Genomic DNA, 25019 nt, shown 5'->3' on the forward strand with positions numbered 1-25019 from the left:
TCTTTAGTTACATCCCGGACTATATACGAATGCTAGCCATCGGAAGAGAGCGTGGTTCGTTCCGAAAATCCATAGACTTATGAAAAAAAGGGAGCGTGTAATCGATATGATAAAGCTTGGCGTCAATTCGGTACTGTTTAAAGAGTTTACTTTTGCCGAAGCAGCACGGCATATTGCGCTTAGCGGTTATGATGGCGTAGAGATCTCAGCCATTCAAGGGATGTGCGAGCATCTGGATCTGGCCCGTTGGAGGGATCAGACGGCAGAGCTTCGTTCGATCGTTCAGGATAACGGCTTAAGCTTTCTGTCGATGGAGTTCGGCAGCGTGAAGGAAGAGGAGCGGCTTCTAACTGCACTCGAGGCTGCGGCGGAAATCGGAATCCCTATCGTCAATATCGGTCCCGGGGGCAAAACGGGCGTGGAGGAGGATGTCCAACGCTCGGTCGATCAGCTCCAGCGGATGTCGGAGAAGGCAGCTGCCTTGGGAGTTACGTTGTGCGTGAAGGCACATATCGGTCAAGCGATCCATGATACGCCGACTACGTTGAGAGCGATGGCCGAAGTATCTTCCCCGGCATTCGGCATTGATATGGACCCGAGCCATATTTACCGGGCGAAGGAAAACCCGGAGGATGCGCTGCCTGCCGTGATCAGCAGGGTGAAGCACGTACATATCCGGGATTGCCGGGGACGTGAGCAGGGACCGGGACCTATCGAGCTGCAGGCGTGCGGACGCGGGGACATTAACCTGTTCGCCTACTGCAAGGCGATGGTTGACCATCAATACGACGGCCCGGTCGTCCTGGAAGTGATAGGAGCCAAGCCGGAGCACTCGTTAGCTCAGATCTCTATCATTGCGGCCGAAACCTATGGCTATCTGAATGCTTGCCTGAAGCAGCTGGGCGCCCGATAAGGGCCCCCGTTAACCCATCTCAACGGATTTGAAGGAGCGTGCAAACCCTATGTCCACATCCCCCAAAAAGCCGAATTTGATCCTTCTCGGCATCGACAGCCTGCGAAGAGATAGAATGAGCTCATATGGTTATTCCCGATTGACGACACCGCATCTCGATAAGCTTGCGGGTGAAGGAGTGCTGTTCGAGCAGCACTTCAGCCCGAGCATCCCTACGACACCGGCCTACGCTGCGATGCTTACCGGCCGGGACTGCTTCGGCACCGACGTGGTTGCCCTCCGACATAAAGGGCCGCTGGAAGGCCGAACCTTGGCCGAAGTACTGAGCGAGCATGGTTATAACACGACCTGCGTAGGCTTTACCGGCAATCCTTCGTCACGGGGCTTCGACAAGTACTTGGACTATGAGGCATGGATGCCCGATGAAACGGGCCGCTGCCCGAAAGCGGACAATTTGAACGCGGTAGCCATTCCCGAACTGAATCGTCTGGCGCAGGACGACAAGCCGTTCTTCCTGTTCCTTCGGCATATGGACCCTCACTCTCCCTATTTACCCCCGAAGCCGTACGAACGGATCTTTTACGGAGGCGATGAGCGCGACCCGGACAATCATTCCATGGAGCCGGTGTATGATTTCAAGCCGTTTGCGGATTTCTTGAAGTCATGGATTCCGGAAGGGGTCACGGATCAAGAATATGTGAGCGCCCAATACGACGGGGCCGTAGCCTATATGGACGCCGGCATTCAGAATATCCTTCAGGCTGTCGATTCCTTGGGATTGACCGAGGAAACGCTGATCGTTGTCACCTCCGATCATGGGGAGACCTTGTATGAGCATGATTGCTACTTTGACCATCATGGACTGTATGATTGCACGCTGGTCGTGCCATTGATCATTAAATTTCCGGGAAAGGTGCCAGCCGGAAAGAGGGTGTCGGAGGTCAGCGTAATTCACGATATTATGCCGACGATACTGGAGCTGCTGGATGTCGATGAGCCGTTGGAGATGGAAGGCCAAAGCCTGCTGTCCTTCATCAGCGGTCAGCCGGAGCGTCGAGTCAGCGAGCTGTACATTACGGAATGCACCTGGATGCGCAAGCACGGCTGGCGTACCCCTCATTGGAAGCTCATCCGGGCGCTGGAGCCCGACTTTCATTTCAAGCCGGAGGTCGAGCTGTACAATCTGATTGAAGATCCGCTGGAGAATCATAATGTGGCCGATCAGGAGCCGGAAATCGTCGAGCTGCTGACCGCAAGGATGGAGGCGCATATCGCGCGCCGTGAAGAGGAGACCGGCCGGACGAATCCGATGTACACGAACCTCGGATGGCATGGCAAAGGGGATGCTCCGTTCACCTCCTCCCAGCAAGCGTACGACACGCTGCATATAGGCAGCTCGCTTACGGCCCGTTCGCTCCAGGCGAACAAGAGCAAGTAGATCCGAGAAACCGTATAGGAGGCAGCCGCAATGATACGAATTGCTGTAGTCGGGGTCAATAATATCGGCAAGATTCACTGCCGTTATTACCATCAGCACCCGGATACCGAGCTTGTCGCGGTTTGCGACATCATGGAGGACAGAGCGCGGGAAGCAGCCCTCGCTTATGGAGTGAAGGCTTATACCGATCTCCGGCGCTTGCTTGCGATCGAGGAGATCGATATGGTCTGCGTGGCGACCGGAGGAGAAGAGAAGGGCAGCCATCACTATGAACCGGTGATGGTTGCTATTGATGCGGGCAAGGATGTGCTTGTCGAGAAGCCCATTTCGAACAGCATCGAGGAGGCACGCACGATGGTGAAGGCGGCGGCCGACAAGGGCGTGCGATTCGGCTGCAACCTGAACCATCGCTTCACTCCCGCAGCGGCCAAGGGGAAAGAATGGATCGGCCGTCATATGCTCGGCACGCCTTTATTCTTGAACATGCGGCTCACGATTGACAACAAGGCGGATTTCACCGAATGGTTTCATATGAGGGCGCTGCACCCGCATTCCATCGATGTGATGCGCTACTTTTTCGGCGATGTAAAGCGGGTCCAGTCCTTTATGACCAAAGCGCCGGGACGTGCAACCTGGTCGACGGCCAGCGTCAATATGGAGTTCACTAACGGTGCGGTCGGCCATCTGACGGGAAGCTACGATATGTCCATGCTGCATCCGATTGAGTGGTGCGAAGCAGCGGGAAACGAAGGCAGATTCGTCATCGAGAACGTATACGAAAGCATTACGTATTATCCGCGTCAAAACAGCGAAAAGCTGGTGATGCAAAACTCGATCATGCGCGGCATGCAGGGCTTCAACGACACGTTCGGCAACCGGATTAACAGGTTCATCGAGCAGCTGAAGGAGCAGGCTTCGCCGGAAGACATCGAAGGCTCGGGTGCCGAAGCTCTGGCTGCACAGGAAATTATCGAGGCGGCAATCCGCTCCCATCAATCCGGAGGAGCCGTAGTTGAGGTGCCTTCTCTAGGATAAGGAGGTTGGACGAATGGCAAACCGGACGCCTATCATGAATCATCCCGTGAAGGCCCGATCAGGCGGCATCCGAACTGGACGGCTAGGGAAGCATCTGAAGGCCTATTTATTTCTGGCTCCAATTCTGGTGTCGATCGGGCTGTTCAAATATACGCCGTTCGTCCATGCTTTCCTTCAATCGTTCTACGAATGGAACGGCGCTAACGTGAACCGATTTATAGGCTGGGATAATTTCAACCGGTTGTTCCATGATCCTGCTTTTTACGTCTCGCTCGTAAACATCGCTTTGTTCACCGGAAGCTTTCTCTTGATTCAACTGACGTTTCCGCTGCTTGCTGCTATCGGTGTATTCCGCATCCGGCAGGCGGGCGCGAGATCCTTTTACAGATTCATGTTTGTGCTGCCGATGGTGGTGCCACAAATCATTGTCTATTTATTGTGGAAGTGGATTTATGTAAGCGATGGTTTATTAGACCGTCTACTGGACGCAGTTGGTCTCGGGCAGCTGATTCACGCCTGGCTTGGAGAGAGCGGGACGGCGCTGTGGTCCATTGTGTTTATTGGCTTCCCTTGGGTATCCGGCATCTTCTTCCTGATCTATCTGGCCGGACTTATTGCGATTCCTGCGGAGCTGTTTGAAGTGGGCAGCATGGACGGGATGAGCGGCTGGCGGCGGTTCTGGCATATTGAGCTCCCCCTGCTTCGGAATCCGATCAGGCTGGTTCTCATCCTTGCCTTTATCCAGCAGTTCCAAAGCTTTGAAAATGTGCTCGTCCTGACCAACGGCGGCCCGGGGTTCTCGACTCTGACGCCCGCCCTGTACTTATATAAAAAAGGCTTCGAATATAACGAGCTCGGCTACGCATCCGCTGTCGGAGTTGTCGTGTTTGCCATATTGCTGCTATGCACTCTTGCGGCAAACCGTTTTACCAAGCAGGCAGATCAGGCAGAATAGGGGGTGAATCATGAGGAGGCTGGGTGCTGCAGCGAACTATTCGGTTCTGACGCTGCTCTTGCTCTTGACGCTCGTTCCGTTTTATATGCTGGTTATTTCCTCGCTGAAATACCGCGATCAGGTGATCCACCAATTCTGGTCGCCGTCCTTGCCGCTGCACGTGAACAATTACGCTCAAGCGTTCGTTCAGCTGTGGCCTTATTTATGGAATTCGCTGCTGATTACATCGGGCATTATTATCTGTGTGCTGGTCAATTCGACATTGGCGGGGTATGCGTTCGCCCGGTTTTCTTTTTTTGGAAAAGGCGTGCTCTACTACCTGATTATTATGCTGATGATGGTACCTGCCTTTCTCATCCTGATTCCGCAGTTCATCCTGTTCAAAAATCTGGGCCTGATCAATACGTACTGGGCGCAAATCTTCGGGCCGATGGCCGGCGCTTCCGCTATGGCGACGATGCTGATCCGAACGTTCTTTGAAGGGCTGTCCAGAAGCGTGCTTGAAGTCGCGGAGGTTGACGGGGCGGGGGATGTGAGGATTTATTGGCAAATCGCGCTTCCTTTGTCAGTGCCGATTCTCTCAACCGTCGCCGTCATCAACGCGCTGCTAGGCTGGAACAACTATGTGTGGCCTTTGGTCGTGACCTCGGGGGATAAAGTCAAACCGATCATCCTGGCGCTCGGAAGTGTTCACGGACCGATGGATCAAGTACAGGGAATGCAGTTTGCAGGCTATGTCATAGCGTCCTTGCCCCTGCTGCTGCTGTTTTTGTTTGCCACGAGGACGTTCGTTTCCGGTATTACGGCAGGTGCGGTGAAGGGTTAGCACTTATGCAGCGATTTGAATAGATGAGGTGATGGGATTGAATGCTCGCAAAAGCTGGACGATGCCGCTTATTGTCATGAGCTCCGGTATGCTGCTGCTTAACGCTTGTACGTCCAACGATACGTCGGCTCCTGGCGGTGAAGCTCCAAACGGCGGGGGCAAGACGATCGAATTGAACGTGATGGTAATGCTGGAGAGCGATGGGGATGAAGCGGAGCGTAAATCATGGGAAAGCATTGCAAAGACATACTCGGATTCGCATCCGGGAGTGAAGGTGAACCTGCAAATGCAGAGCTTCGCCGGAGTCGAGCAGCATCGGACCTGGGTGACGACCCAATTGATCGGCAAGACGGCCCCGGATCTATTTACAACCCGCTATATTTGGGATCAAGAGGATTTGAAAAAAGGGCTGCTGGTCGATCTGACCCCCTATTATAAGCAAAAAACAGCCTATTCCGGCGATCAGACGTGGGAGAAATTGTTCCCTCCGACAATCCTGCAGCAGCTGATAGGGGATGATAAAACCTATGCCAGCGCCCCTAACTATGTTAACTCGGTCCGCGTTTTGTACAACAAGGATTTATTTGCCCAGGCAGGCATTACGAATGTACCGAAGACATGGAACGAGTTCCTTGATGCGCAGGAGAAGCTTCTGAAGATCAATGTCGTGCCCTTCGCGTTCCCTAACTCCAAGCCTGGCGACTATAACTACAACTGGACGATCCGGATCTTGACAGAGGAGCTGCTGGCCGGCTCGTACGATAAGCTGGATATAGATAAAAGCGGCTTTATCGAAGTGAACGAATACGTGAGAGGCGTAGATCAGGGCATCATCGATATTGAAAAGGCACCGTTCAAGGATGTCTTTCCCATCGTCAAAAACTGGAGTAAATATTGGCCCAAGGGCTACAACGGGCTGGATTTCGAAACAGCGGGAGATTTGTTCCTGCGCGGCAAGGCCGCTATGGTCATGCGCACGTCGGGGCAGAGCAAGGCTCTGTTCGAAACGAGCGCCCGCAAATTCGAAATGGCAGCCTTTCCGCTGCCTTATTTGACCAAGGAGAATCACCCGGATGCGATAGGCAAGCTGATGGAGATTGGAGGCGTGCCAGCGGGGAACATGGCGATCCCCAAAACCATTGCACCTGAAAAAATGGAAGCTGCCGTCGATTTTCTCGCCTATACGACATCACCCAAGGTGCAGGGACTGCTGGCGGAAAGCTTGTACCGCACGCCTGTCATTGCCAATGCAGCGCTTCCGGATAAGCTGAAGGGCTTTCAGTTTGTTGGCGAACGGATGCAGCTCAATATTTATGCCGGCGAGGTGGATAAGAACGTGACCGAATATAATCAGAAGCTGGGCCAGCTGTATCTGGAGGGCTCGAGTACCCTGGATAAATATATAAGCGAGCTGAAGAAGCTGATGGTGGACGGAGCCAGGAAGAAGATGAGCGACAACAACTGGACCAAAGAAAATAATTACGGAATCAAAATGCCATGAAGACGCCCAACCTGCTAGTGATTATGCTGGATCAGCTGCGCTTTGACTGCGTGGGGCATCATGGCTCATACCCCGTTCAGACACCGAATATCGATCGGCTTGCCTCGGAAGGCATCCGGTTCGAGAATGCATTTACACCCATTCCTACTTGCTGTCCTGCCAGGCAGTCGTTCATCAACGGCAGAAGGCCGGAAGCTTTCGGGGCGTTATGGAATTTCAAAAACGGCCTGCCCGTTCCGGCGCTTAACCCAATGGAGTACGCATGGCCACGGGAGCTTCAGAAGCGGTCCTATCGCAACGTGCTTCTCGGCAAATGGGATGTTCATCCCGAGTATACTCCTCTGGATTATGGCTATGACTCCTTTGTCAGCTTCGCGTCTTACAAAAGGATGATTGAACAGAAATACCCCGAGGTGCAGTTTCATGCGGGATATGCCGGGGAGCGAAATCCGATTCCGTTGGAGGATTCCCAGACGCATTGGTTAGCGGCTCAAGCTTGCAGTCTTATTGGGGAGATGACCTCGGGAGAGACGGAATCTCCCTGGTACATACAGCTGAATTTTACGGAGCCGCATCTCCCCTGCCGGCCGTCGGAGCCGTTCGCATCCATGTATGCGCCCGAGACGATACCCCAATGGGGCGGATTTGAGGAGACGTTCCTCAACAAGCCGTATATTCAAAAACAGCAGCTGCTTAGCTGGCAGGTGGACGATTTTACATGGGAGGACTGGGCGCCGATCGTTGCCAGGTATTACGGGATCATCAGTCAGACGGACGACGCTATCGGCAAAGTGCTTCAAGCGCTGGAGGAGTCGGGTGCGACTGAGGATACCCTCGTCGTGTTCACAGCCGATCACGGAGATATGTGCGGCTCTCATCGGATGATGGATAAACATTATATTTTATATGACGATGTCGTCAAGGTTCCGTTCATTGTGAGATACCCTCACGTCATACAGCAAGGCGGAATCCGATGCGACTCCTTCGTAAGCAATCTGCTGGATCTACCGCCGACTCTATTGGAGCTGCTGGGAATCCCCGTCCCCTCCTTTTTCCATGGACGCTCGCTTGTGCCTTGGTTAAAAGGGGAAGAGGTACCGGATTGGAGAAAGGACGTTGTCTCCACGTATAACGGGCAGCAGTTCGGACTGTACACCCAACGAATGCTGCGCACGGAGCGCTGGAAATACATCTGGAACACGACGGATGTCGATGAGCTGTACGACCTGGAGCAGGACCCATATGAATTGACGAACCGGGTTAATGATCCCGGCTGCAAGGAGCATTTGATTCAATACAGGGCCAGGCTGTACGAGCAATTGATAGCGGAAGGTGACGGCCTGGTGCAAAATGAATGGATGCGCAACCAGCTGCTGCATAATGCCATATTGTGATGTCGTCGATCTGTAGGAAAAGAAACAAACCCGCGTGCAGCGGGTCAGGTTGTTGAAAAAAAACTTATTTGTGCGAACTATGCTGCATAGGGTGGGGAGGTATGCCTCCGAGGAGTTTATGTCCGCCTTTGAAACCCGTGAAAATACCGCTAAATCTAATCTACTTCTCGGGTTTCAACAGCGGCTGGAGGGGCATACCCCACATGAGGTATGTTAGCAATAGTTCAGGCTCCATGGGTTTTTCAACAGACACACCCGCGTATTGCGCGGGTGTGTTTCTTTATAGGAAGAAATGCTCGCAAAAGCATCCCTTCTTTTTACAAAGGTTTAAAAGGGCTGCCGCAGGGGGAACACTGTAAGGATGGGCAAGACACAAGTGCGCCGATGGGATCGATGCTTCCCTCGTCTAAGAGGGAAATAGATTGCTGTAAAGGAGGAGCATATGAAATTCAATTTTATATGGGAAGCTATGACCGTCCTGCTAGTCTGCTTTTGCTTGCAACGAGCCTTAGGCAAAAAAACGGTCAGTGAAATGACGGGGCTGGAAATCATCACCCTGCTGTCCATGGCTTCTATGATAGGACATGCCGTTGACGGTCAGGGGCTTTGGCAAACCGTTGTTACTCTGTGCATTTTTGTCTCTCTTCTGCTCACGGTTCAATTTCTTGCCGTACAATTCGACTGGGTTGAAAAATGGTTTATGGGCAAGTCGACGCTCGTTATTCAAGATGGTCAGATTGTAGCGACTAATCTGAAGAAGCTTCGTCTATCCGTAGACCAATTGGAAGCGAGGCTGCGGGAAAAAGGAATTTCCTCAATCAGCGATATCAAGACAGCAACCATGGAAATAAGCGGGCAGATCGGCTACGAATGGATGAAGCATGCAAAGCCTCTGACCGTAGGAGAATTTGAAAAATTCGTGCTCTCCTTACAGCCCATGCAGCAGCCGCAGCAGAACACTCAGCAAGAAACTCTTTTTGATGAAGTCGTGCATCATAGGCATCAAAAGCCTATCCAGCCCGAATTGGAATGAAGATAGGATTTGCAGCCTATCAACTTACACATAGCAGGGATCGTTCGAGTGTCAGCATTTTTGACGAGAACGGTCCCTTTTTGCATTGAATAATACAGGAGGGAGTCCGTTTCTATTAAGCTTTCATAGAGGAAGTATAAAATTTTTATAATGTACCTAGCAATGATGCAAGCTTCATGTATAATGAATATCGCAATGCATGGTAGGACTCATTTCCTACTGATGTAAATAATACATAAGAATGGGAGGAAGGCTTCCATAAGGAGCAATACCAACGAACTAGATTCATGAACCAATAGGAAAGGATATGGTCGAATTAAGATGTATACCACACGCTTTTGGAATGTCAGGCTGCGGAAAGTTATGGCCCAAGCTATGGCTTTTTTGCTGATTGCAGGTTTCTTTCATTTTAATCCTTCCGCTGCTGCTGCCAATAATACATCTCCAGGGGCGACCGTCATCGGTTCGGTGTATGCGCAGGAAACGGTGCTGCTGGCAGACGGAAACAGTCACACAATCCTATCTGCGATTTTGAAGGACGGAAGCGGGAACGATCTATCCGTCTCCCCGGACAGAGTAAAATTTCATACGACTCTAGGCCAGCTGGATCCGCAGGTTACAGCCTCCGTGTACGGGCAGTACACCTCCGTGCTGACGGCACCCGTCTCGTCGGGAGTAGCGTATATTAGTGCGGATGTAGACGGTGTCGTCATTTCTGACATGGCCAGAGTGAATTTTACGGCGGGTGCTGTCTCTCCTTCACAGACGCTCATTGTGGCGGAACGGCAATCGCTGCCGGCGGATGGGGCGAGTCAGACGGTCATCTCTGTGTTTCTTAAAGACAGCCATGGAAATGACATTGCTGAACGCGCGGATTCTCTTCAGCTTTCAACTACGCTGGGGCAATTGAGCGGCGTAACCTATGTCACTTATGGGAGTATGGAAACGGCAATGGTGTCGCCGCTTTACGGAACTTTGGGATACATGAGGCCCAATGCCGAATCGGCTTCTCCGATGGAAGTTCAGCTTGAAGCTGGAGCCATTCCTGCGGACGCCCCGAATCAGGCTCCTATCCCTGTCACTCTCTCTGCAACCTACGTGAATCACGGTTATTACCAGGCTATCCTGAAGGCTCCGTTATCCTCCGGGATTGCGCAGATTAGCGGGATGGTGAATGGACAGCCGATGGCTTCGAGCGCAGCGGTTATTTTCACGGGAGAAAGCCCTCAGAATGTGTTAACAAAGCTGACCTTTAACCCGGAATCCTTTGTTATAAGAAGAGGCCAAGAGCAGGCCGCCGTTGTCGAAGCGGTATACTCCAACGGAAGCATGACCCCAGTATCCCGATATGCTGCCTATGCTTTGTCGGATTCCTCTGTTGCTTCTGTTGACAGCAGCGGAATCATCAAGGCTCTTCAGCCCGGACAGACGGTATTGACCGCGACGTACGGCGGACTGACCGCCAGCGCCAAAATTCAGGTCATTGCCCCATCAAGCGGCGGAGGAGGAAGCTCTCGGCCTGCTTCATCAGGATCGTCTTCTCCGGGTACACCGCCCGGGCTCCAGATTGGAATTATTACGACAGACGGGTTGAATCAAAAGCAGACCATAACCGTCGAGGACATCCAGAAGGGAACGGTAACTATCACGACATCCTCTGAAGGCGGTAAGGTCGAGATTCCGGCTGGTATTTTGAAGCAGATTCAGCAGCTGAATCCTCAGACGGTACTGTTGATTAAAGCCGGTACGGCGACTATGACGCTGCCTGCAGCCGAGCTGGATTTACAAGCTTACAGTACGACGTACGGCTTCCCGGAGACCTCCGTGAGTCTGCAAATCAGCATCCGTGAACCGGATCAGCGTACCCTGGCGGCTATCAAAGCTTTGGGGCAGCAGATGAATGCGCGCCTCCTGACGGACCCGATGGAATTTGAAGTTCAGGTGATAGGGGACAATCATCAGTCAGTATTTATCACGAGCTTTCACCGTTACATCGAAAGGTCTCTGGGGCTAGGGAACGTGAAGCCTCCGGAAACGGCGACCGGCGTCTGGTGGATTCCCGATGCAAACCGGTTCAGCTTTGTTCCGACGCATTTTCGCATGGTCGATGGCCAATGGTCTGCCGTGATGAAACGGCAGGGTACAAGTATATATGCAGTCCTTGACCGTCCTGTTTCCTTCGAAGACCTAAGCCGTCACTGGTCGGAGACTCTCGTGGAGCAGCTTGCGTCCAAGCTGGTGATTCAGGGGCGAAGCGATTCCGCCTTTGACCCCGATGCTTCTATTACACGCGCCGAAATGGCAGCCCTAGTGGTACGAGCCCTGGGCTTGAACGAATCCAAAGAACAGAGCCCGTTCTCCGATGCATTAGGAGGCTGGTATGAATCGTCGGTTAACACGGCGTACAAGGCGGGGCTGATCTCAGGCTATGACGACGGGACCTTCCGCCCTATGCAGAACATTACAAGAGAAGAGCTGGCCGGAATGCTTATGAAAGCGATGAAGTACACATCGGTACAGCCGGAAGGAAATGCTGCGGCTCTTCAAAAGTTCGCTGACGAAGCCGCAGTGTCAGCATGGGCAATAAATGATGTTAGAGCGGCTATTCAAGCGGGAATTGTGGAAGGAAACGAGCAAAAGGAATTCAAGCCAGGAAGCTACACTTCCCGCGCTGAAGCTGCAACCATGCTTGGCCGGATGCTGAGGCTGATTCAGTTCATGTAACAGGAATTTATTCGGGAGAGGGATTCGCAATGAGAAAACTAGGTAAATGGAGCATGGCTGCGGCCATCGTATCTCTTACGTTCGCTTATCAAGGCTCCGGGGCACAAGCGGCAGCGACGCTGCTTGATTCTATTAATGTATGCGTAAGCGCCGGCGGACAAATGAGCTTTTTGGCGCCGGGAGCAAGCTGTAATGCAGGCGAAAAGATGTATACCCTCAAGCTTCAAGGAGATCAAGGTCCCACAGGTCCGCAAGGGCAAAAAGGGGATGCAGGTCCTCAAGGTCCCAAAGGAGATAAAGGCGATCAAGGAGATGCCGGAGCCGTAGGACCGGCAGGTCCGGCAGGCCCGCAAGGCGCCAAGGGGGATAAAGGCGACCAAGGGGACACCGGGGCTGTGGGACCGGCTGGACCGGCGGGGCCCAAGGGAGATAAAGGTGATCAAGGAGATACAGGAGCCGTAGGACCGGCGGGTCCGGAAGGCCCGCAAGGCCTTCTAGGCCCGAAAGGGGATAAAGGTGACCAAGGGGATACGGGAGCCGTAGGCCCGGTGGGTCTGCAGGGCCAGAAGGGAGATAAGGGAGACCAAGGAGAGGCCGGTCCGGCAGGACCTGTTGGCCCCCAAGGATCTAAGGGAGATAAGGGCGATCAAGGGGCAGCCGGACCAACGGGAGCTGCGGGTCCGCAGGGGCCTAAAGGAGATAAGGGAGACCAGGGCGATATCGGTCCGGCAGGTCCGCAAGGTGTCAAGGGAGACAAAGGCGATCCTGGTGCGACCGGACCCGTCGGCCCTCAAGGCTCAATAGGCCCGCAAGGTCCAGTAGGCCCGACGGGGGCTACGGGTCCGCAAGGGCCGGCCGGTTCGGGAGATGCGGTCAGCATGTATGGAGACGGATCCGCAGGGGCATGGAATGTTACAACATCGACGGATTTAACGGGAAGATCCAGTGCTATTACGAATCTTCAATTTACTTCGGTCACGATTTCGGGCAATCTTACCGTGCCAAGCGGAACCGTAATACGGGCAACAGGGGATATAACGATTAACGGGACCCTTACGGTCGCTCCCGGGGCTCAGGATAGCGGGGAAGGTGCCGCGAATTCCGGCGTTTCCTTGGCCGGGGCAGGGGTTTTTAACGGCGGAGTAGGCCTTTCCTATCTGCAAGCTGCACAAGCGACTTTGCCTGGTGCTGCCGGAGGAGGAGCGGGGAGCAGGGATTCGGATGGCGCAGGAGGCGAAGGCGGAGGCGCTATTGTTCTACTGGCCAAAGGAACCGTTAGGCTGGTCAGCTCGGGGTCCATTAATGCGAATGGCAATAACGGGACCAATCCGCAAACCCCTTCATCAGGGATTTATGGAGTAGGCGGAGGCGGAGGCGGTGTTGTCGTTATTGGAGCCAAGACCGGTATCATCATTGCTGGAGCAATCAGGGCAAATGGAGGAAACGGTTCTAATGGCTGGGACGGTAACGGGGGAGACGGAGAAGGCGGAGGCGGCGGAGGTGGCGGCGGTATTATCCATCTCATCTCGTCCACCTCTCCCTCCGTTACCGGAAGCTTGCAAGTCAATGGGGGTGCTGGCGGAGCTAATGCCGGATCGTCATCTTATGTAGGGTTCGGTCATGGCGGCGGTGCCAGCGGAGGCAATGGCGGTAATGGCGGCGGCGGTATTTTTACCCCCGTTGTTGCCAGCCAACCGGGCCAGTCTGGCTATAGCATAACTACCGTAACGCCTGCTCCTGAGAATCTTTTTCTTAAATAAAGGCGGGAAGCAATGAGGAGAGCCGTTCAAAAGTCATCTTAGGCTTTTGAGCGGCTTTTTTGTTATTTTAACCGGAAGATTGCAATCGTAGGCAAGCCGGAAACCTCAATCCTGCTAAAATCATTTCCACAATATGCTATCGGTGATAAACTAGAGCTATAGTAGATTTGCACACTATGGATATCCATATAGGAGGCTGTTACGGGAATGCCTAAAATATTGATGACTTATCCGCAAGGCAAATTCAAAGTACTGACGATGAGCTATGATGACGGGAGAGCGGCGGACCGCAGGCTTGTCCAGATTTTCAACGACTATGGAATCAAGGGCGCTTTTCATATTAATTCCGGTTTGATGGGTACCGGTGACAGAATCACGAAGGAAGAGGCCGCGGAGCTGTACAAGGGGCAAGAGGTGTCCACCCACACCGTCACACACCCGACGATCGTGAGATCACCGAGAGAGCAGCTGCTTGAAGAGGTGCTGGAGGACCGCAAGGCGCTGGAAAAGATGGTAGGCTATACGGTTCGCGGGCTGTCCTATCCTAACGGCTCCTTCAACCGCCAGATTAAAGAAACGCTGCCCTATCTGGGCATCGAATACGCCAGGGTCGTAGAGACGACCGGGGGCTTCGGGCTTCCTGACGATTGGATGGAGTGGAAGCCGACCTGCCACCACAAGCGGAATTTAATGAGCTTGGCCGAGACTTTCGTAGAGCTGCATAAAAAACAATACCTGTACATGATGTACGTATGGGGTCATAGCTATGAGTTCGACACGGATAACAATTGGGATTTGATCGAGAACTTTTGCCAATATATCAGTAACAAGGACGATATCTGGTATGCAACGAATATCGAAATCGTTGACTATTTCAAAGCGTTCCGCCAGCTTCAATTTTCCGCTTCAAGCGAATTTGTCTACAATCCTTCCGCTAAATCGGTGTGGATCAGTGTTGATGGGGATATCTTAGAAATTCGCGGCGGCGAGCAGGTATCCTTGGTCTAACCCGGAAACATGGCAATGTAGGGAACGATTGGGTACAATAAGCTTAAAACTGCCAAAGGATTAGGAGATGCTGTTATGGAAAATGCCAAATGGATTACCTATTTCGGATCCTATGCGGGGAAACAATCGCCGGGGATTCACGTTTATATGCTGGACGAGCAATCGGGGGAGCTTTCAAGTATCGAAACCGTGTCGGGTCTGATCAACCCTACCTTTTTGACGGTCAGCCAGTCCAAGGGATTGCTGTATTCCTATACTCAAGCGGATGAAGGGCAGGACAGCGGAGCCGTGCTGACGTACCGGATTGATTCGGAGTCGGGTGCCTTGTCTTTGGCCGGACAGGAGCCAAGCCTGGATAAATCGGCGACGCATATCAATCTCGATCATGCGGAGAAGTTTGCGATGACCGTCAGTTATTCGGAAGGGACCATTAACCTGTTCCCGGTTCAACCGAACGGCCAGCTCGGCCCGCTATCGGACAAGGTACGGCATGAAGGCTCGAGCGTAGTGCCTAAGCGGCAGGAAAGCGCGCATCCTCATTCGATCTATACCGATCCGACCGATCAATTCGTGATCGTCCCTGACCTGGGATTGGACACAATCAAGGTATACCGTCTGGACCGGGAGCAGGGCAAGTTCCTGCCGCATGACGATGTGAAGCTGGCTCCGGGGTCCGGGCCGCGGCATTTTGCCTTCCATCCGTCCCTGGCTTACGCTTATGTTATTAACGAATTGAATTCGACGATAACCGTATTTACCTACGATGGGCAGGCTGGCAAATTGCAGGAAATTCAGACGGTATCCGCTCTGCCGGAGGACTTTAACGGTACCAGCAGCACCGCTGAAGTGCAGATCTCCGCTTGCGGATCGTTCCTGTACGGCTCCAACCGGGGACATGACAGCATCGCCGTGTTCGCTATCGATAAGAGCAGCGGCAAGCTGAGCCTGGTTCAGCATATTTCCACAGGGGGCGAGCATCCGCGCCATTTCAGCCTGACGCCAAGCGGACGTTATTTGCTGGCTGCCAACAAAGATTCCAATTCGGTTCACGTCTTTAAGGTGGACCCAGTCAGCGGCAGGCTGTCGGCAACAGGGCAATCGATTTCGATTCCGCAACCAACCTGCGTTCGCTACTACAAGCTGCCTTCCTAAGGAAGCATAAAACAGGTCCTTTCCCTTTGATAGGGAGAGGACCTTTTTGGCGTTTGCGTAAGCCGCTTCCGGCGACGATACTATTGAAACTTTTTGTAGTCGGGATCGTCGTTGATCGGCTCATAATCCAATTCGGCAATTTTGGAATAGGAGTAATGACCGTATTCATCATAGTAATGAAACGGGTTATCCAATTGATTGGGCAGGAAATAGTCTTTGAGAAGCGTAAGGAAATTACGGAGCATAGTTCCACCTCGGCTTTATCATTTATGTAAAGTATTTACAGTTTGGGGGATCCTATGCATCCTTAGCTCATGAGATCGTAATCCTGATGGCGGAATCGCGGCTATTCCCGTCCTCGGGTTCCCAGGTTGACGAAGCTGCATAATATCGTGAAGACACCTAATGCCGCGCCGAGCCATAGCTGCTTATGGTCATTTATTCGTTGCAGGAAGGGGGCGATAGCCATGAAGAAACCGGTGACGGCCGTGATGAGGTTAGGAAGCGAGTCTCCCGTTGCTTGGCTTATGGACCAGAGGGATGCTGCGATCTGAATAAGCCCGACACCCATGCTGAACCAGAACGCTGCCCCGGATTCCGTATAACCGAATACCCAAGGCGATACTATTAACCAAAGTCCGAAGAGTAAGATCAAGACGCTTCTCACTTTCATCCAAAGCACCTCCCATTACAATCATATGTAGCAGATAGGCGGTTGGTTACTAAAAATAAAGCGATTTCATTTTTAGGGTTGACAGAAATCGCGGATTATTTTACAATTTTGGTAACGTTTCCGGTAACGTTACCAAAAACCTGTGCTGCTTATTCGAAGCTCCTGACGAATCTATTGGGAGATATTTTTAACAGGTAGGGTTAAGCGCTTTCCCTTACATTTCGTTAAGAAACACTTTGAAAAAGGGGGTGTAATCCCATGATGAACATCCTCATCATCACTGTGGACCAGCTGCGGTGGGATGCCCTCTCTTGCGCAGGCAACCGAGAGGTCCATACGCCGAATATGGATCGGCTGGCGGAACAGGGAGTCCGGTTCACCCATGCGTTTACGAACGCTCCGGCATGCATGCCGGCAAGATCCTCGCTCCTTACAGGACGGTTCCCCCATGCCCACCGGGTAAGAGGCGGAGGCGTCCGGTTGCCGGAGGATGAGGTCACGTTCCCGCATATTCTGAGCCAGCGCGGCTATCATACCGCCCATATCGGTAAGCTGCATGTGCAGAATCATACGTACCGCGATCATACGGCACCGCATCCGAGCTACGGGTACCGTACTCTGCAGGTTACGGATGAGCGGGGCACTTATCGGGATCCGTATACGCAGTGGGTGGAGCGCAACTATCCCGAATATGCGGAGGCGGTCCGGCTGGAGCCGGGAGCAACCCGCGTGAGAAGCCGGACGGATCATCTGTCCGCCCGAGGCCGCTTCCCGGCAAAGGCTTCTCACAGCAAGTGGGTCAGTACGGCTTCCATAGAATTCATGGAGTATTACGGGGACTCTCCTTTTTTGCTGTGGTCGAGCTTCTTCGATCCGCATTCCCCGTTTATCGTCCCGTCCGATCTGGCCGACCGGTATGATCCCGCCGCAGTTACTCTGCCGAGAAACTGCGAGATTACGGCGGACAACGAGGAAGCGATTCGGCAAAAGAAAGCGGCTTACTACACGCTGGTCTCCCATGTCGACGATTGCGTGGGAGAGATCCTGCGATATCTCGATGAATCGGGATTGTCGGACCGAACTGCAGTGCTGCTGTCCAGCGACCACGGGGAATTTCTGGGCGATTACGGACGCTGGGGCAAGGGAAGGTCCGAGGATGAGAGCATTCGGATCCCGATGATGATACGAACGCCGGGGATGCTGCGGCAGCCTCCAACGAAACCTGTAGTGGAGGATATCGTTCAGCTGTTCGACCTGGCACCTACCATCTGCGATTTGACGGGCAGCATGAAGCCGCATTCCATGCAGGCGAGAAGCCTGCTCCCGCTGTTGAAGGGAGAGAACGACCCCGGCAGGCCGCCTTTCGCCCTGATCGAGCATAACTTCGAGGTATCCCGTATCGATACGGCCGAGGTGTTCGAGAAGACGCTCCGCAGTCATGACTACCGCCTGACGGTTTGGAGCGACCGGGAGGAGGGGGAGCTGTATGATTTGCGGAAGGACCCCCTTCAATCCGAGAATGTTTGGGACGCCCCGGAATACAAGGATGTCCGTGCGGAGCTGGTCTGGAAGCTCCTTCATAGACTTATGCAGACGGAAACGACGCTTCCGGTAAGGACGAATCCGTTCTGACCCGGCTGGGCTTGATAGAACGATTCCAGTGAGGTTAATGAAAACCCGAAAAAGGAGAGGGACAGAAGTGCAAAGTCAAATCGTACATCGCATCATCGACGTGGACAATAAGCGCGCTCTGCCGAAAAAATTCCGCATGACCAGTCCGCTTGCGGAAGGCTTGAGCCAACCGCCGGATTTCACCGGCCTGACTGACCTGAGAATTTCGGGCAGCGGCCAATTCTCGCAGCAAGGACTTCGGCTCATGCAAGAGACGATTTGCCAGCCGCGTATAACGATTGTCGACCTGAGGCAGGAAAGCCACGGCTTCGTTAACGGGATGGCGGTCAGCTGGTATGGACCCAATAACGGCTGCAACATGCATCTCACCCAAGAGGAGATACGGGCGGAGGAGGGCCGTCTTCTGCAGCAGCTTGCGGATGCGCAGGAGCTTGTGTTCGACCGGCTGGAGAAGAAATCCGTCGATCTGGATAGTCCGGTCACGGGCCCGAAGCTCGTGCAGACCGAGGAGGAGATGGTGAGGAGCGAGGGGGCGGACTATATCCGTTTCTTCGTGACGGATCATCACCGGCCGTCGGACGGAGAAGTCGACCGCTTCATCCGCTACGCCGTAGGATTGCCTGAGGGCACGTGGCTTCATTTTCATTGCCGCGGCGGTGTCGGGCGGACGACCAGCTTTATGCTCATGTATGACATGCTGCATCACGCAGGCCGGGTAAGCCGAGAGGATCTATTCGAAAGACATGTCCGAATCGGCGGCAAGGATGTAAGCAGCGCCGATCCTAAGGATGAATTCAAGTACGGTCCTGCCTTGGAACGATTGGACTTTCTTCATCGATTTTACGATTATTGCGCAGGCAACCGGGACGGCTATGCTACGACATGGTCGCAATGGCTGGCGGCGAGCGGCTCGCCTTCTTAAGGAGCGAAGCCGTAGCTTATGGTTGACCGCGAGCTCCTGTAAGAGCCGGGCTTGGAATCACGAAACGCTTCTTTTCGGGAACGATTGTGGACCCGACAAAAAATATACCGCAAGGCAAAGATGTTTTCGTTGACAAAGAAAGCGGTTTATTTTACACTTTTGGTAACGTTACCGGAAACGTTACCAAAGGAGAATCCCAACTATGCTAACTATTAAAGATATCGCCAAACAGCTCGGTGTTTCCGTCTCAACCGTATCACGGGCGCTCAATAACCATCCGGATATCCGGGAAGAAACGAAGCAGGAAGTGCTTGAAGCCATGAAGCGGTTCAACTATACGCCGAACGCTTTGGCGCGAAGCCTGATTCAACGCAAGTCCAACACAGTAGGCCTGATGATCCCGGATATTACCGATCCCTTTTTCTCGGCAATGGCCCATGATGTAGAGGAAGTGTTGTCGGAGAACGGATACCAGGTCGTTTATGTGAATACGTCACGGAGACCGGATAAGGAAAAACGCTTTTTGAACAGCGTAATGGAGAGGAAAATGGATGGCATTATCGTGACGCCGGACTTCCTGGATGACGACGCGAAGGAGCTGCTGCAGCGGTTGAACATCCCGGTGGTCTTCCTCCGCAGGCGGCCTCCCGGGGAGCTGAACATGCCTTTCGTTGACGTCAACCATTACGAAGGCGCGTGTCGCGCGATGGATTATTTGTTCTCGCTAGGGCATAGGCAGATCGGGTTTATCGGGATGCCCCGCTATTCGTTTACCGGTCAGGAACGGTATCGCGGTTATATGGACAGCTTGAAGAAGCAGGGGATTACCCCGGACCCCCGAGGTATCTCATGGAACGGCAGAACGATTGAGTGCGGGTACAAGGCTATGGAAAGACTGAGGGAAGAGCTCCCGGACATGACGGCCGTATTTGCGGCGAACGATCTGCTCGGTGTAGGCGCTTTGGAATACACGGCCAGGAACGGGGTAGCCGTACCGGACCAAATCAGCATTATCGGCTTCGATAATTTGGAGGTCACTGATTTGCACTGGATTAAGCTGACCACGGTAGCCCAGCCTCGCAAGGAGATGGGACGCAAGGCGGCGGAGCTGTTAATGCAGATGATGACAGACAATCTCCTGACGGCGGATTCGATTACGCTGGAGACACAGCTGATCGTACGGAACACTTGCTCCGGGATCGCCAGATAACAGCACAAAGCAATAGAGACTTCGCATTGACAAGTCTCTCTATTTTTAGCCTGAATGATAACGCTTACTTCATGGTTTTTGATCATTGCAGGGAGGTCGGTTTGGATGTCAAATCCGGATGCAGAGGCAAGGATTCAATTGGTTGTGGAGAGAGAGAATATAGATCGGCAGCCCAAGCGCTTCCGCATGGCAGCTTCCCCGTTATCCACAGATTCGGGCGAACCGGATCTTACCGGATTCAGCGAGCTTAGAGCCTCCGCCAGCGGGCAATATTCCCACAAGGAGCTTCAATATCTCAAACGCATCATCGGTGATGTGCCGATTACGCTGGTGGATTTGCGGCAGGAAAGCCACGGCTTTGTCAATGGGATGGCGGTCAATTGGCTTGGGGCGCATAACGGAGCTAACAAGGGACTGAGCAACGAAGAGGTGCTGGCTGTGAACGACCGGCTGCTTCACAATTTGCGCAGCGAGGCGGAGATAAGCTTCGACTACGTGGAAGGCAAGTCGGTACTGATCGAGCTTCCGCTGAAGCAGCCTGTACGGGTGGTGAGCGAAGAGGCACTGGCCCAAGAGGAAGGATTAGGGTATCAGCGGTTTTTCGTGACGGATCATCACAGACCATCAAATGAGGAAGTAGATCGCTTTATCGCTTGGGTTCAGCAGCTTCCTAAAGGCATGTGGCTTCATTTTCATTGCCGGGGAGGCGTAGGCCGGGCCAGTACGTTCTTCTGCATGTACGACATGATGAAGAATGCAGTCAACGTAAGTCTGGACGATATGCTGCAGCGGAATACCGCTATCGGCGGAAGAGATTTTCACCGGATGGATCCGAACGATGTTTACAAATACGAGGCGGCGCTGGAACGGCTGGATTTTGTCCGTCGATTTTACGAATACTGCGTTCAAAACGCGCGTACGGGATACGAATTATCATGGTCCGAATGGCTGGAGCAGCCTGCAAGATGATTCCGGCTAGGAAGGAATACATGGTTCCTCACAAGGGTAAGCGCTTAATCCAACAGCTGTTGGCACAATATTAAAAAGGGGGTTATCCCATGGGGAAGACAGCAAGCCGAACAACCATCGCTTTGCTGCTGAGCTCGGTCCTGTTAGCCATAAGCGGCTGCGGGGGGACGACGGGCAGTAAAGGCAATGCTGCAAACGGAGATTCGGGCACCGCAGCCGGTTGGGCGGAGAAGGCGGGACTGAATAAGACAGAGACTTCGGCAGAGCTCTACGCCAAGGCAAAGGAGGAAGGTTCGGTCGTATTGTACTCCATGTCGAGCCGTGTCAGCGATGTCAAGGACTCCTTCGAGGCCAAATATCCGGGTGTGAAGGTAGAGGCCTATAATATCAGCTCGGTCGATATGCTGGAGAAGCTGGTCCGGGAGCATGGCGCTGGCATTTATAATGCGGACGTTATTTTCACCAAGGATACGGGCGGCACGTTCACGATGGAGCTGCTCAAAAAAGGCATCGTCCATAAATATATGCCGAGCGATCTTGTGGGCAAAATGGTGGAGCCTTATAAAACGCAGGTCGACGGCTTCGTTCCTTATGTCGAAGTGAGAGGAATCTTCTATAACTCCGAAGTATACAAAACGCCTCCGATCACGAACTGGTGGGATCTTACGACGCCGGAATGGAAGGGACGCCTAATGATCAGCGATCCGATGAAGTCGGCGGATACGATGGACCTGTTCCTGGCCTTCGTCCAGAATGCGGACGACATGAAGCAGGCTTACAAGGAGAAATTCGGTAAGGACATTGAGCTGAACGGTTCGCCCAATGCCGGATATGAATTCATTCGCCGGCTAGCCAAGAATGACCTGATCCTGACCAATTCAGGCGGTGATATCGTCAAAGCGGTCGGCAAAACAGGGCAGACGAAGCCGCCTGTCGGGCTGGCGGTCTCCACCAAGCTGCGTGAAGCGCAGGGCCAGGGGCTCAAGCTCGGCGTCTCCTACGATATTAAGCCGAAGGTGTCCCATGTGGAGCAGGCGCTCCTGTATATCGGGGATCAGTCGAAGCATCCGAATGCGGCGAAGCTGCTCATCCGCTGGATGGCCGGAGAAGCGGACGGCAACGGGGATGGCTTGAAGCCGTTCAATATTTGGGGAGCCTGGCCGACGCGGTCGGACGTCAAGCAGGTGGAGGATTTGCCGCTTGCGAAGCTGAACGTATGGAAATACGACCCGGTCTTCTACTATGAGAATTCGCCTAAGGTCCGCGACTTCTGGCTGAAGCAGCAGTAGGGAACGAATATCCTTTCTGAAAGAAACAATTATTGCAAACGCTATCATCGATGAATATGCCTGCAAATTATGAAACGGGAGGCTTCATCATAATGAGGACAAAGCGCAAAGCGGTTACCGCGCTGCTGGTTTCGTTTACGATGCTGTTCATGCTTGCTGCCTGCAATTCAGGCAACGGAACCGGAGGTCAAGGCTCGGGCGGAGACGGGAAGCAGGGGGCGGCAACGAATATTCAGGCAGCCAATGAATGGGCGGAGAAGAACGGGCTGAACAAGACGGAGACTGTCGACGAGCTGTACGCCAAGGCGAAGCAGGAAGGGAAGGTTGTCGTCTATTCCCAATCCAGCCGGATTAAGGATGTTAAGGCGACCTTCGAGGCCAAATATCCGGGTGTTAAGGTAGAGGCCTTCAACTTGTCGACCAATGATATTGTCGAGAAGGTCATTCGGGAGCAGGCGGCAGGTATTTACAATGCGGACGTCATCTTCGTTAAGGACGCCAGCGGAGCCGTATCGACGGAGCTCACATCCAAGAAGCTGGTTCATAAATATGTGCCTTCAGATTTATCGGAGAAGATGGTTGAGCCTTACAAAAGCAAGAGCAGCGGGCTTGTGCCGTACTTCAGCCTGCGAGCGATCTTTTACAACACGGACGTGTACAAAACATCTCCGATTACGAACTGGTGGGATTTGACCCTGCCGGAATGGAAGGGCAAGGTGCTGCTGAACGATCCGATCGATTCGGCCGATATGATGGATCTGTTCCTGGCCATGGTCCAGCACGCCGACGAAATGAAGCAGGCTTATAAGGACAAATTCGGCAAGGATATCGTGCTCGAAGGTACGGAAAACGCCGGCTACGAATTTATCAAGCGCTTCCTGAAAAATGACCCGGTCCTGATGAAATCAAGCGACGAGGTCGTGGAAGCCGTAGGCGCAACTAGCCAAGGCAAGCCGCCTATCGGGATCGGCGCCTCCAGCAAGCTGAGGGATGTCGTGGAGAAGAACCTGAACATTGCCGCCACCTATGACGTGAAGCCCCGCATTTCCGTTGTCGGGCCGTCCTACTTGTATGTGGCCGATAAAGCGCCTAATGTCAACGCCGCCAAGCTGATGATTCGCTGGATGGCAGGGGAAGCCGACGGCAAGAGCGACGGGTTCAAGCCCTTCAATGTTATGGGCTCGTGGTCGACCCGAACCGATAACGGACGGACCGACCAGCTGCCGATCGATAAGCTCCATGTGTGGGATTACGACTCCGACTTTTTCTATAAAAATTATGTGAAGTTCAGGGAGTTTTGGCTCAAAATGCAGTGAGTAACTCATTTAGGAAAGCAGGGGAAATCCATGAAAAAAGCGAGGACGACTTGCGCTCTGCTAGCAGCCTTCAGCATAGTAATCGCAGCGTGCAGCACTTCAACCCCCAAAGCTTCAACAGATCCCGCAGCCAATAGAGGAGCAGCAGCCGCATCAGGACAGGGTAAATCGGAGTGGGCGGAGCAGAACGGCTTGTACAAGACGGAAACGGTAGATGAGCTGTATGAGAAAGCGAAAAAAGAAGGCAAGGTGACGGTGTACTCCACTTCAGGGCGCATTAATGATGTAGAAAAGACGTTCGAGGCCAAGTACCCCGGCATTCAGGTCGAGGCGTTCGATCTGAAATCCAACGTCATCATGGATAAGGTCATTCGGGAGCAGGCTGCAGGCATCTTTAATGCCGATCTGGTCTTGACCAAGGAAGTGGGCGGCGGCATCGAGGAGGAGCTGGTCAAGAAAGGCATGCTGTTCAAATACCTCCCGGATGATATCGCAAAGCATATTTACGAGCCTTGGCGCAGCAAAGGAATCGCCTTCGTTCCCTACCTGGAATTCCGCACGCTGTTCTACAATACTGAGCAGAATAAGACGCCTCCGGTGAACAACTGGTGGGATTTGACGACGCCGGAGTGGAAGAACCGGGTGCTGATGGTCGATCCGATGCAGTCACCGACTCAAATGGATATGTTTGTAGGGTTCGTCGTCAATTCAGATGAAATGGCCAAAGCGTACAAAGAAAAGTTCGGTACGGACATCGTCTTGAACGGGACGCCTAACGCCGGCTACGAATTTTTGCAGCGCTTCTATAAAAATGTCATCCTCGTAAAATCAAGCGGCGACGGTCAAGATGCCGTAGGCAAAGCGGCGCCGAACAAGCCGGCTCCCGTGTTCATCGGGGTGTCGGGAGATATTCGCAAAATGGCCGACAAGGGCTTGAAGGCCGATATCATTTGGGATATGAAGCCGAGGCTGTCGGTCGTAGACGAAGGCTTGCTGTTCGTAGGCAACAAGGCGCCTCATCCGAATGCGGCGAAGCTGCTGCTGCGCTGGATGGCCGGGGAAGCGGACGGCAAGGGAGAGGGAACGGCGCCGTTCAACGAAGTCGGCTCCTGGATGACCCGCGACGATGTGAAGCATAAGAACAGCAAAAACATTAACGAGCTGAACGTATGGCAGTACGACAGCGAGAAGTTCTACAAGGTCTATCAGGACGTCGTCAATTTCTGGATTAAAAATCAGTAAGTTCACACCATCGAAACGGAGTGTTGC

General features: G+C 53.2%; 21 protein-coding genes. 19 read left to right on the top strand and 2 right to left on the bottom strand.

Going from position 1 to position 25019, the window contains the following annotated elements; genetic code table 11:
* Window positions 1-106 precede the first annotated feature (106 nt).
* From B1728_RS21660 to B1728_RS21715, 12 genes are all read left to right on the top strand, one after another.
* Window positions 107-913, top strand: a complete 807-nt coding sequence (locus tag B1728_RS21660) for a sugar phosphate isomerase/epimerase family protein (RefSeq protein WP_079912570.1) — start codon at window positions 107-109, stop codon at window positions 911-913.
* A gap of 49 nt (window positions 914-962) precedes the next feature.
* The gene (locus B1728_RS21665; protein WP_079912481.1) at window positions 963-2351 is read left to right on the top strand and encodes a sulfatase family protein; all 1389 of its coding nucleotides are present in this window, start codon (window positions 963-965) and stop codon (window positions 2349-2351) included.
* 30 nt (window positions 2352-2381) lie between these two features.
* Entirely contained in the window at window positions 2382-3386 is a 1005-nt protein-coding gene (locus B1728_RS21670; RefSeq protein WP_079912482.1) for a Gfo/Idh/MocA family protein, read from the top strand.
* A gap of 13 nt (window positions 3387-3399) precedes the next feature.
* On the top strand, window positions 3400-4341 hold the full coding sequence (locus B1728_RS21675) for a carbohydrate ABC transporter permease (protein ID WP_079912483.1): 942 nt from the start codon (window positions 3400-3402) through the stop codon (window positions 4339-4341).
* A 10-nt stretch (window positions 4342-4351) separates the two neighbouring features.
* Complete coding sequence (locus B1728_RS21680; protein ID WP_079912484.1) at window positions 4352-5167, top strand: carbohydrate ABC transporter permease; 816 nt, start codon at window positions 4352-4354, stop codon at window positions 5165-5167.
* A gap of 37 nt (window positions 5168-5204) precedes the next feature.
* On the top strand, window positions 5205-6668 hold the full coding sequence (locus tag B1728_RS21685) for an ABC transporter substrate-binding protein (RefSeq protein ID WP_179136134.1): 1464 nt from the start codon (window positions 5205-5207) through the stop codon (window positions 6666-6668).
* Complete coding sequence (locus B1728_RS21690; RefSeq protein WP_079912486.1) at window positions 6665-8062, top strand: sulfatase family protein; 1398 nt, start codon at window positions 6665-6667, stop codon at window positions 8060-8062. Before B1728_RS21685 ends, B1728_RS21690 begins: the two co-directional genes overlap by 4 nt.
* 442 nt (window positions 8063-8504) lie before the next feature.
* Window positions 8505-9095, top strand: coding sequence for a DUF421 domain-containing protein (locus B1728_RS21695; protein WP_079912487.1), 591 nt, complete (start codon window positions 8505-8507; stop codon window positions 9093-9095).
* Between the two features lie 363 nt (window positions 9096-9458).
* Window positions 9459-11819 (top strand): S-layer homology domain-containing protein, encoded by a 2361-nt coding sequence (locus B1728_RS21700; RefSeq protein ID WP_179136135.1) that lies wholly within the window; start codon window positions 9459-9461, stop codon window positions 11817-11819.
* A 29-nt stretch (window positions 11820-11848) separates the two neighbouring features.
* Window positions 11849-13579, top strand: coding sequence for a collagen-like domain-containing protein (locus B1728_RS36540; protein WP_218672316.1), 1731 nt, complete (start codon window positions 11849-11851; stop codon window positions 13577-13579).
* Window positions 13580-13786: 207 nt separating this feature from the next.
* Window positions 13787-14587 carry a polysaccharide deacetylase family protein gene (locus B1728_RS21710; protein WP_079912489.1) on the top strand — a complete coding sequence of 267 codons (801 nt, stop codon included), beginning with the start codon at window positions 13787-13789 and terminating at the stop codon, window positions 14585-14587.
* Window positions 14588-14662: 75 nt separating this feature from the next.
* The gene (locus B1728_RS21715; RefSeq protein ID WP_079912490.1) at window positions 14663-15739 is read left to right on the top strand and encodes a lactonase family protein; all 1077 of its coding nucleotides are present in this window, start codon (window positions 14663-14665) and stop codon (window positions 15737-15739) included.
* An 80-nt stretch (window positions 15740-15819) separates the two neighbouring features.
* Here the strand turns inward: B1728_RS21715 and B1728_RS36375 are convergent, their stop codons facing one another.
* The gene (locus B1728_RS36375; RefSeq protein WP_179136136.1) at window positions 15820-15984 is read right to left on the bottom strand and encodes a hypothetical protein; all 165 of its coding nucleotides are present in this window, start codon (window positions 15982-15984) and stop codon (window positions 15820-15822) included.
* A 101-nt stretch (window positions 15985-16085) separates the two neighbouring features.
* Window positions 16086-16412 (bottom strand): SPW repeat protein, encoded by a 327-nt coding sequence (locus B1728_RS21720; RefSeq protein ID WP_079912491.1) that lies wholly within the window; start codon window positions 16410-16412, stop codon window positions 16086-16088.
* Between the two features lie 258 nt (window positions 16413-16670).
* On the opposite strand from B1728_RS21720, the gene B1728_RS21725 reads away from it, so the two are divergent.
* From B1728_RS21725 to B1728_RS21755, 7 genes are all read left to right on the top strand, one after another.
* The gene (locus tag B1728_RS21725; RefSeq protein ID WP_079912492.1) at window positions 16671-18044 is read left to right on the top strand and encodes a sulfatase family protein; all 1374 of its coding nucleotides are present in this window, start codon (window positions 16671-16673) and stop codon (window positions 18042-18044) included.
* 67 nt (window positions 18045-18111) lie between these two features.
* A complete protein-coding gene (locus B1728_RS21730) occupies window positions 18112-18966 on the top strand; it encodes a protein-tyrosine phosphatase family protein (protein WP_179136137.1) in 855 nt (284 codons plus the stop codon).
* A 202-nt stretch (window positions 18967-19168) separates the two neighbouring features.
* Entirely contained in the window at window positions 19169-20176 is a 1008-nt protein-coding gene (locus tag B1728_RS21735) for a LacI family DNA-binding transcriptional regulator (protein WP_079912494.1), read from the top strand.
* 105 nt (window positions 20177-20281) lie between these two features.
* Complete coding sequence (locus B1728_RS21740) at window positions 20282-21145, top strand: phosphatase domain-containing protein (RefSeq protein ID WP_179136138.1); 864 nt, start codon at window positions 20282-20284, stop codon at window positions 21143-21145.
* A gap of 89 nt (window positions 21146-21234) precedes the next feature.
* A complete protein-coding gene (locus B1728_RS21745) occupies window positions 21235-22434 on the top strand; it encodes an ABC transporter substrate-binding protein (RefSeq protein ID WP_079912496.1) in 1200 nt (399 codons plus the stop codon).
* A gap of 92 nt (window positions 22435-22526) precedes the next feature.
* Entirely contained in the window at window positions 22527-23750 is a 1224-nt protein-coding gene (locus B1728_RS21750; RefSeq protein WP_179136139.1) for an ABC transporter substrate-binding protein, read from the top strand.
* 30 nt (window positions 23751-23780) lie between these two features.
* Window positions 23781-24992, top strand: coding sequence for an ABC transporter substrate-binding protein (locus B1728_RS21755; protein WP_079912498.1), 1212 nt, complete (start codon window positions 23781-23783; stop codon window positions 24990-24992).
* The last annotated feature ends 27 nt before the right edge of the window (window positions 24993-25019 follow it).

This window comes from Paenibacillus sp. 32352 (genome assembly GCF_002042965.1).
GTDB lineage: Bacteria > Bacillota > Bacilli > Paenibacillales > NBRC-103111 > Paenibacillus_S > Paenibacillus_S vulneris.

Excerpts from the sequence above, each read along its gene's own strand:
- B1728_RS21710 (WP_079912489.1), top strand. The coding sequence starts at position 13,787 with ATGCCTAAAATATTGATGACTTATCCGCAAGGCAAATTCAAAGTACTG.
- B1728_RS21680 (WP_079912484.1), top strand. The coding sequence starts at position 4,352 with ATGAGGAGGCTGGGTGCTGCAGCGAACTATTCGGTTCTGACGCTGCTC.
- B1728_RS21670 (WP_079912482.1), top strand. The coding sequence starts at position 2,382 with ATGATACGAATTGCTGTAGTCGGGGTCAATAATATCGGCAAGATTCAC.
- B1728_RS21720 (WP_079912491.1), bottom strand. The coding sequence starts at position 16,412 with ATGAAAGTGAGAAGCGTCTTGATCTTACTCTTCGGACTTTGGTTAATA.
- B1728_RS21750 (WP_179136139.1), top strand. The coding sequence starts at position 22,527 with ATGAGGACAAAGCGCAAAGCGGTTACCGCGCTGCTGGTTTCGTTTACG.
- B1728_RS21700 (WP_179136135.1), top strand. The coding sequence starts at position 9,459 with ATGGCCCAAGCTATGGCTTTTTTGCTGATTGCAGGTTTCTTTCATTTT.
- B1728_RS36375 (WP_179136136.1), bottom strand. The coding sequence starts at position 15,984 with ATGCTCCGTAATTTCCTTACGCTTCTCAAAGACTATTTCCTGCCCAAT.
- B1728_RS21715 (WP_079912490.1), top strand. The coding sequence starts at position 14,663 with ATGGAAAATGCCAAATGGATTACCTATTTCGGATCCTATGCGGGGAAA.
- B1728_RS21690 (WP_079912486.1), top strand. The coding sequence starts at position 6,665 with ATGAAGACGCCCAACCTGCTAGTGATTATGCTGGATCAGCTGCGCTTT.
- B1728_RS21660 (WP_079912570.1), top strand. The coding sequence starts at position 107 with ATGATAAAGCTTGGCGTCAATTCGGTACTGTTTAAAGAGTTTACTTTT.
- B1728_RS21745 (WP_079912496.1), top strand. The coding sequence starts at position 21,235 with ATGGGGAAGACAGCAAGCCGAACAACCATCGCTTTGCTGCTGAGCTCG.
- B1728_RS36540 (WP_218672316.1), top strand. The coding sequence starts at position 11,849 with ATGAGAAAACTAGGTAAATGGAGCATGGCTGCGGCCATCGTATCTCTT.
- B1728_RS21675 (WP_079912483.1), top strand. The coding sequence starts at position 3,400 with ATGGCAAACCGGACGCCTATCATGAATCATCCCGTGAAGGCCCGATCA.
- B1728_RS21755 (WP_079912498.1), top strand. The coding sequence starts at position 23,781 with ATGAAAAAAGCGAGGACGACTTGCGCTCTGCTAGCAGCCTTCAGCATA.
- B1728_RS21665 (WP_079912481.1), top strand. The coding sequence starts at position 963 with ATGTCCACATCCCCCAAAAAGCCGAATTTGATCCTTCTCGGCATCGAC.
- B1728_RS21725 (WP_079912492.1), top strand. The coding sequence starts at position 16,671 with ATGATGAACATCCTCATCATCACTGTGGACCAGCTGCGGTGGGATGCC.
- B1728_RS21695 (WP_079912487.1), top strand. The coding sequence starts at position 8,505 with ATGAAATTCAATTTTATATGGGAAGCTATGACCGTCCTGCTAGTCTGC.
- B1728_RS21740 (WP_179136138.1), top strand. The coding sequence starts at position 20,282 with ATGTCAAATCCGGATGCAGAGGCAAGGATTCAATTGGTTGTGGAGAGA.
- B1728_RS21735 (WP_079912494.1), top strand. The coding sequence starts at position 19,169 with ATGCTAACTATTAAAGATATCGCCAAACAGCTCGGTGTTTCCGTCTCA.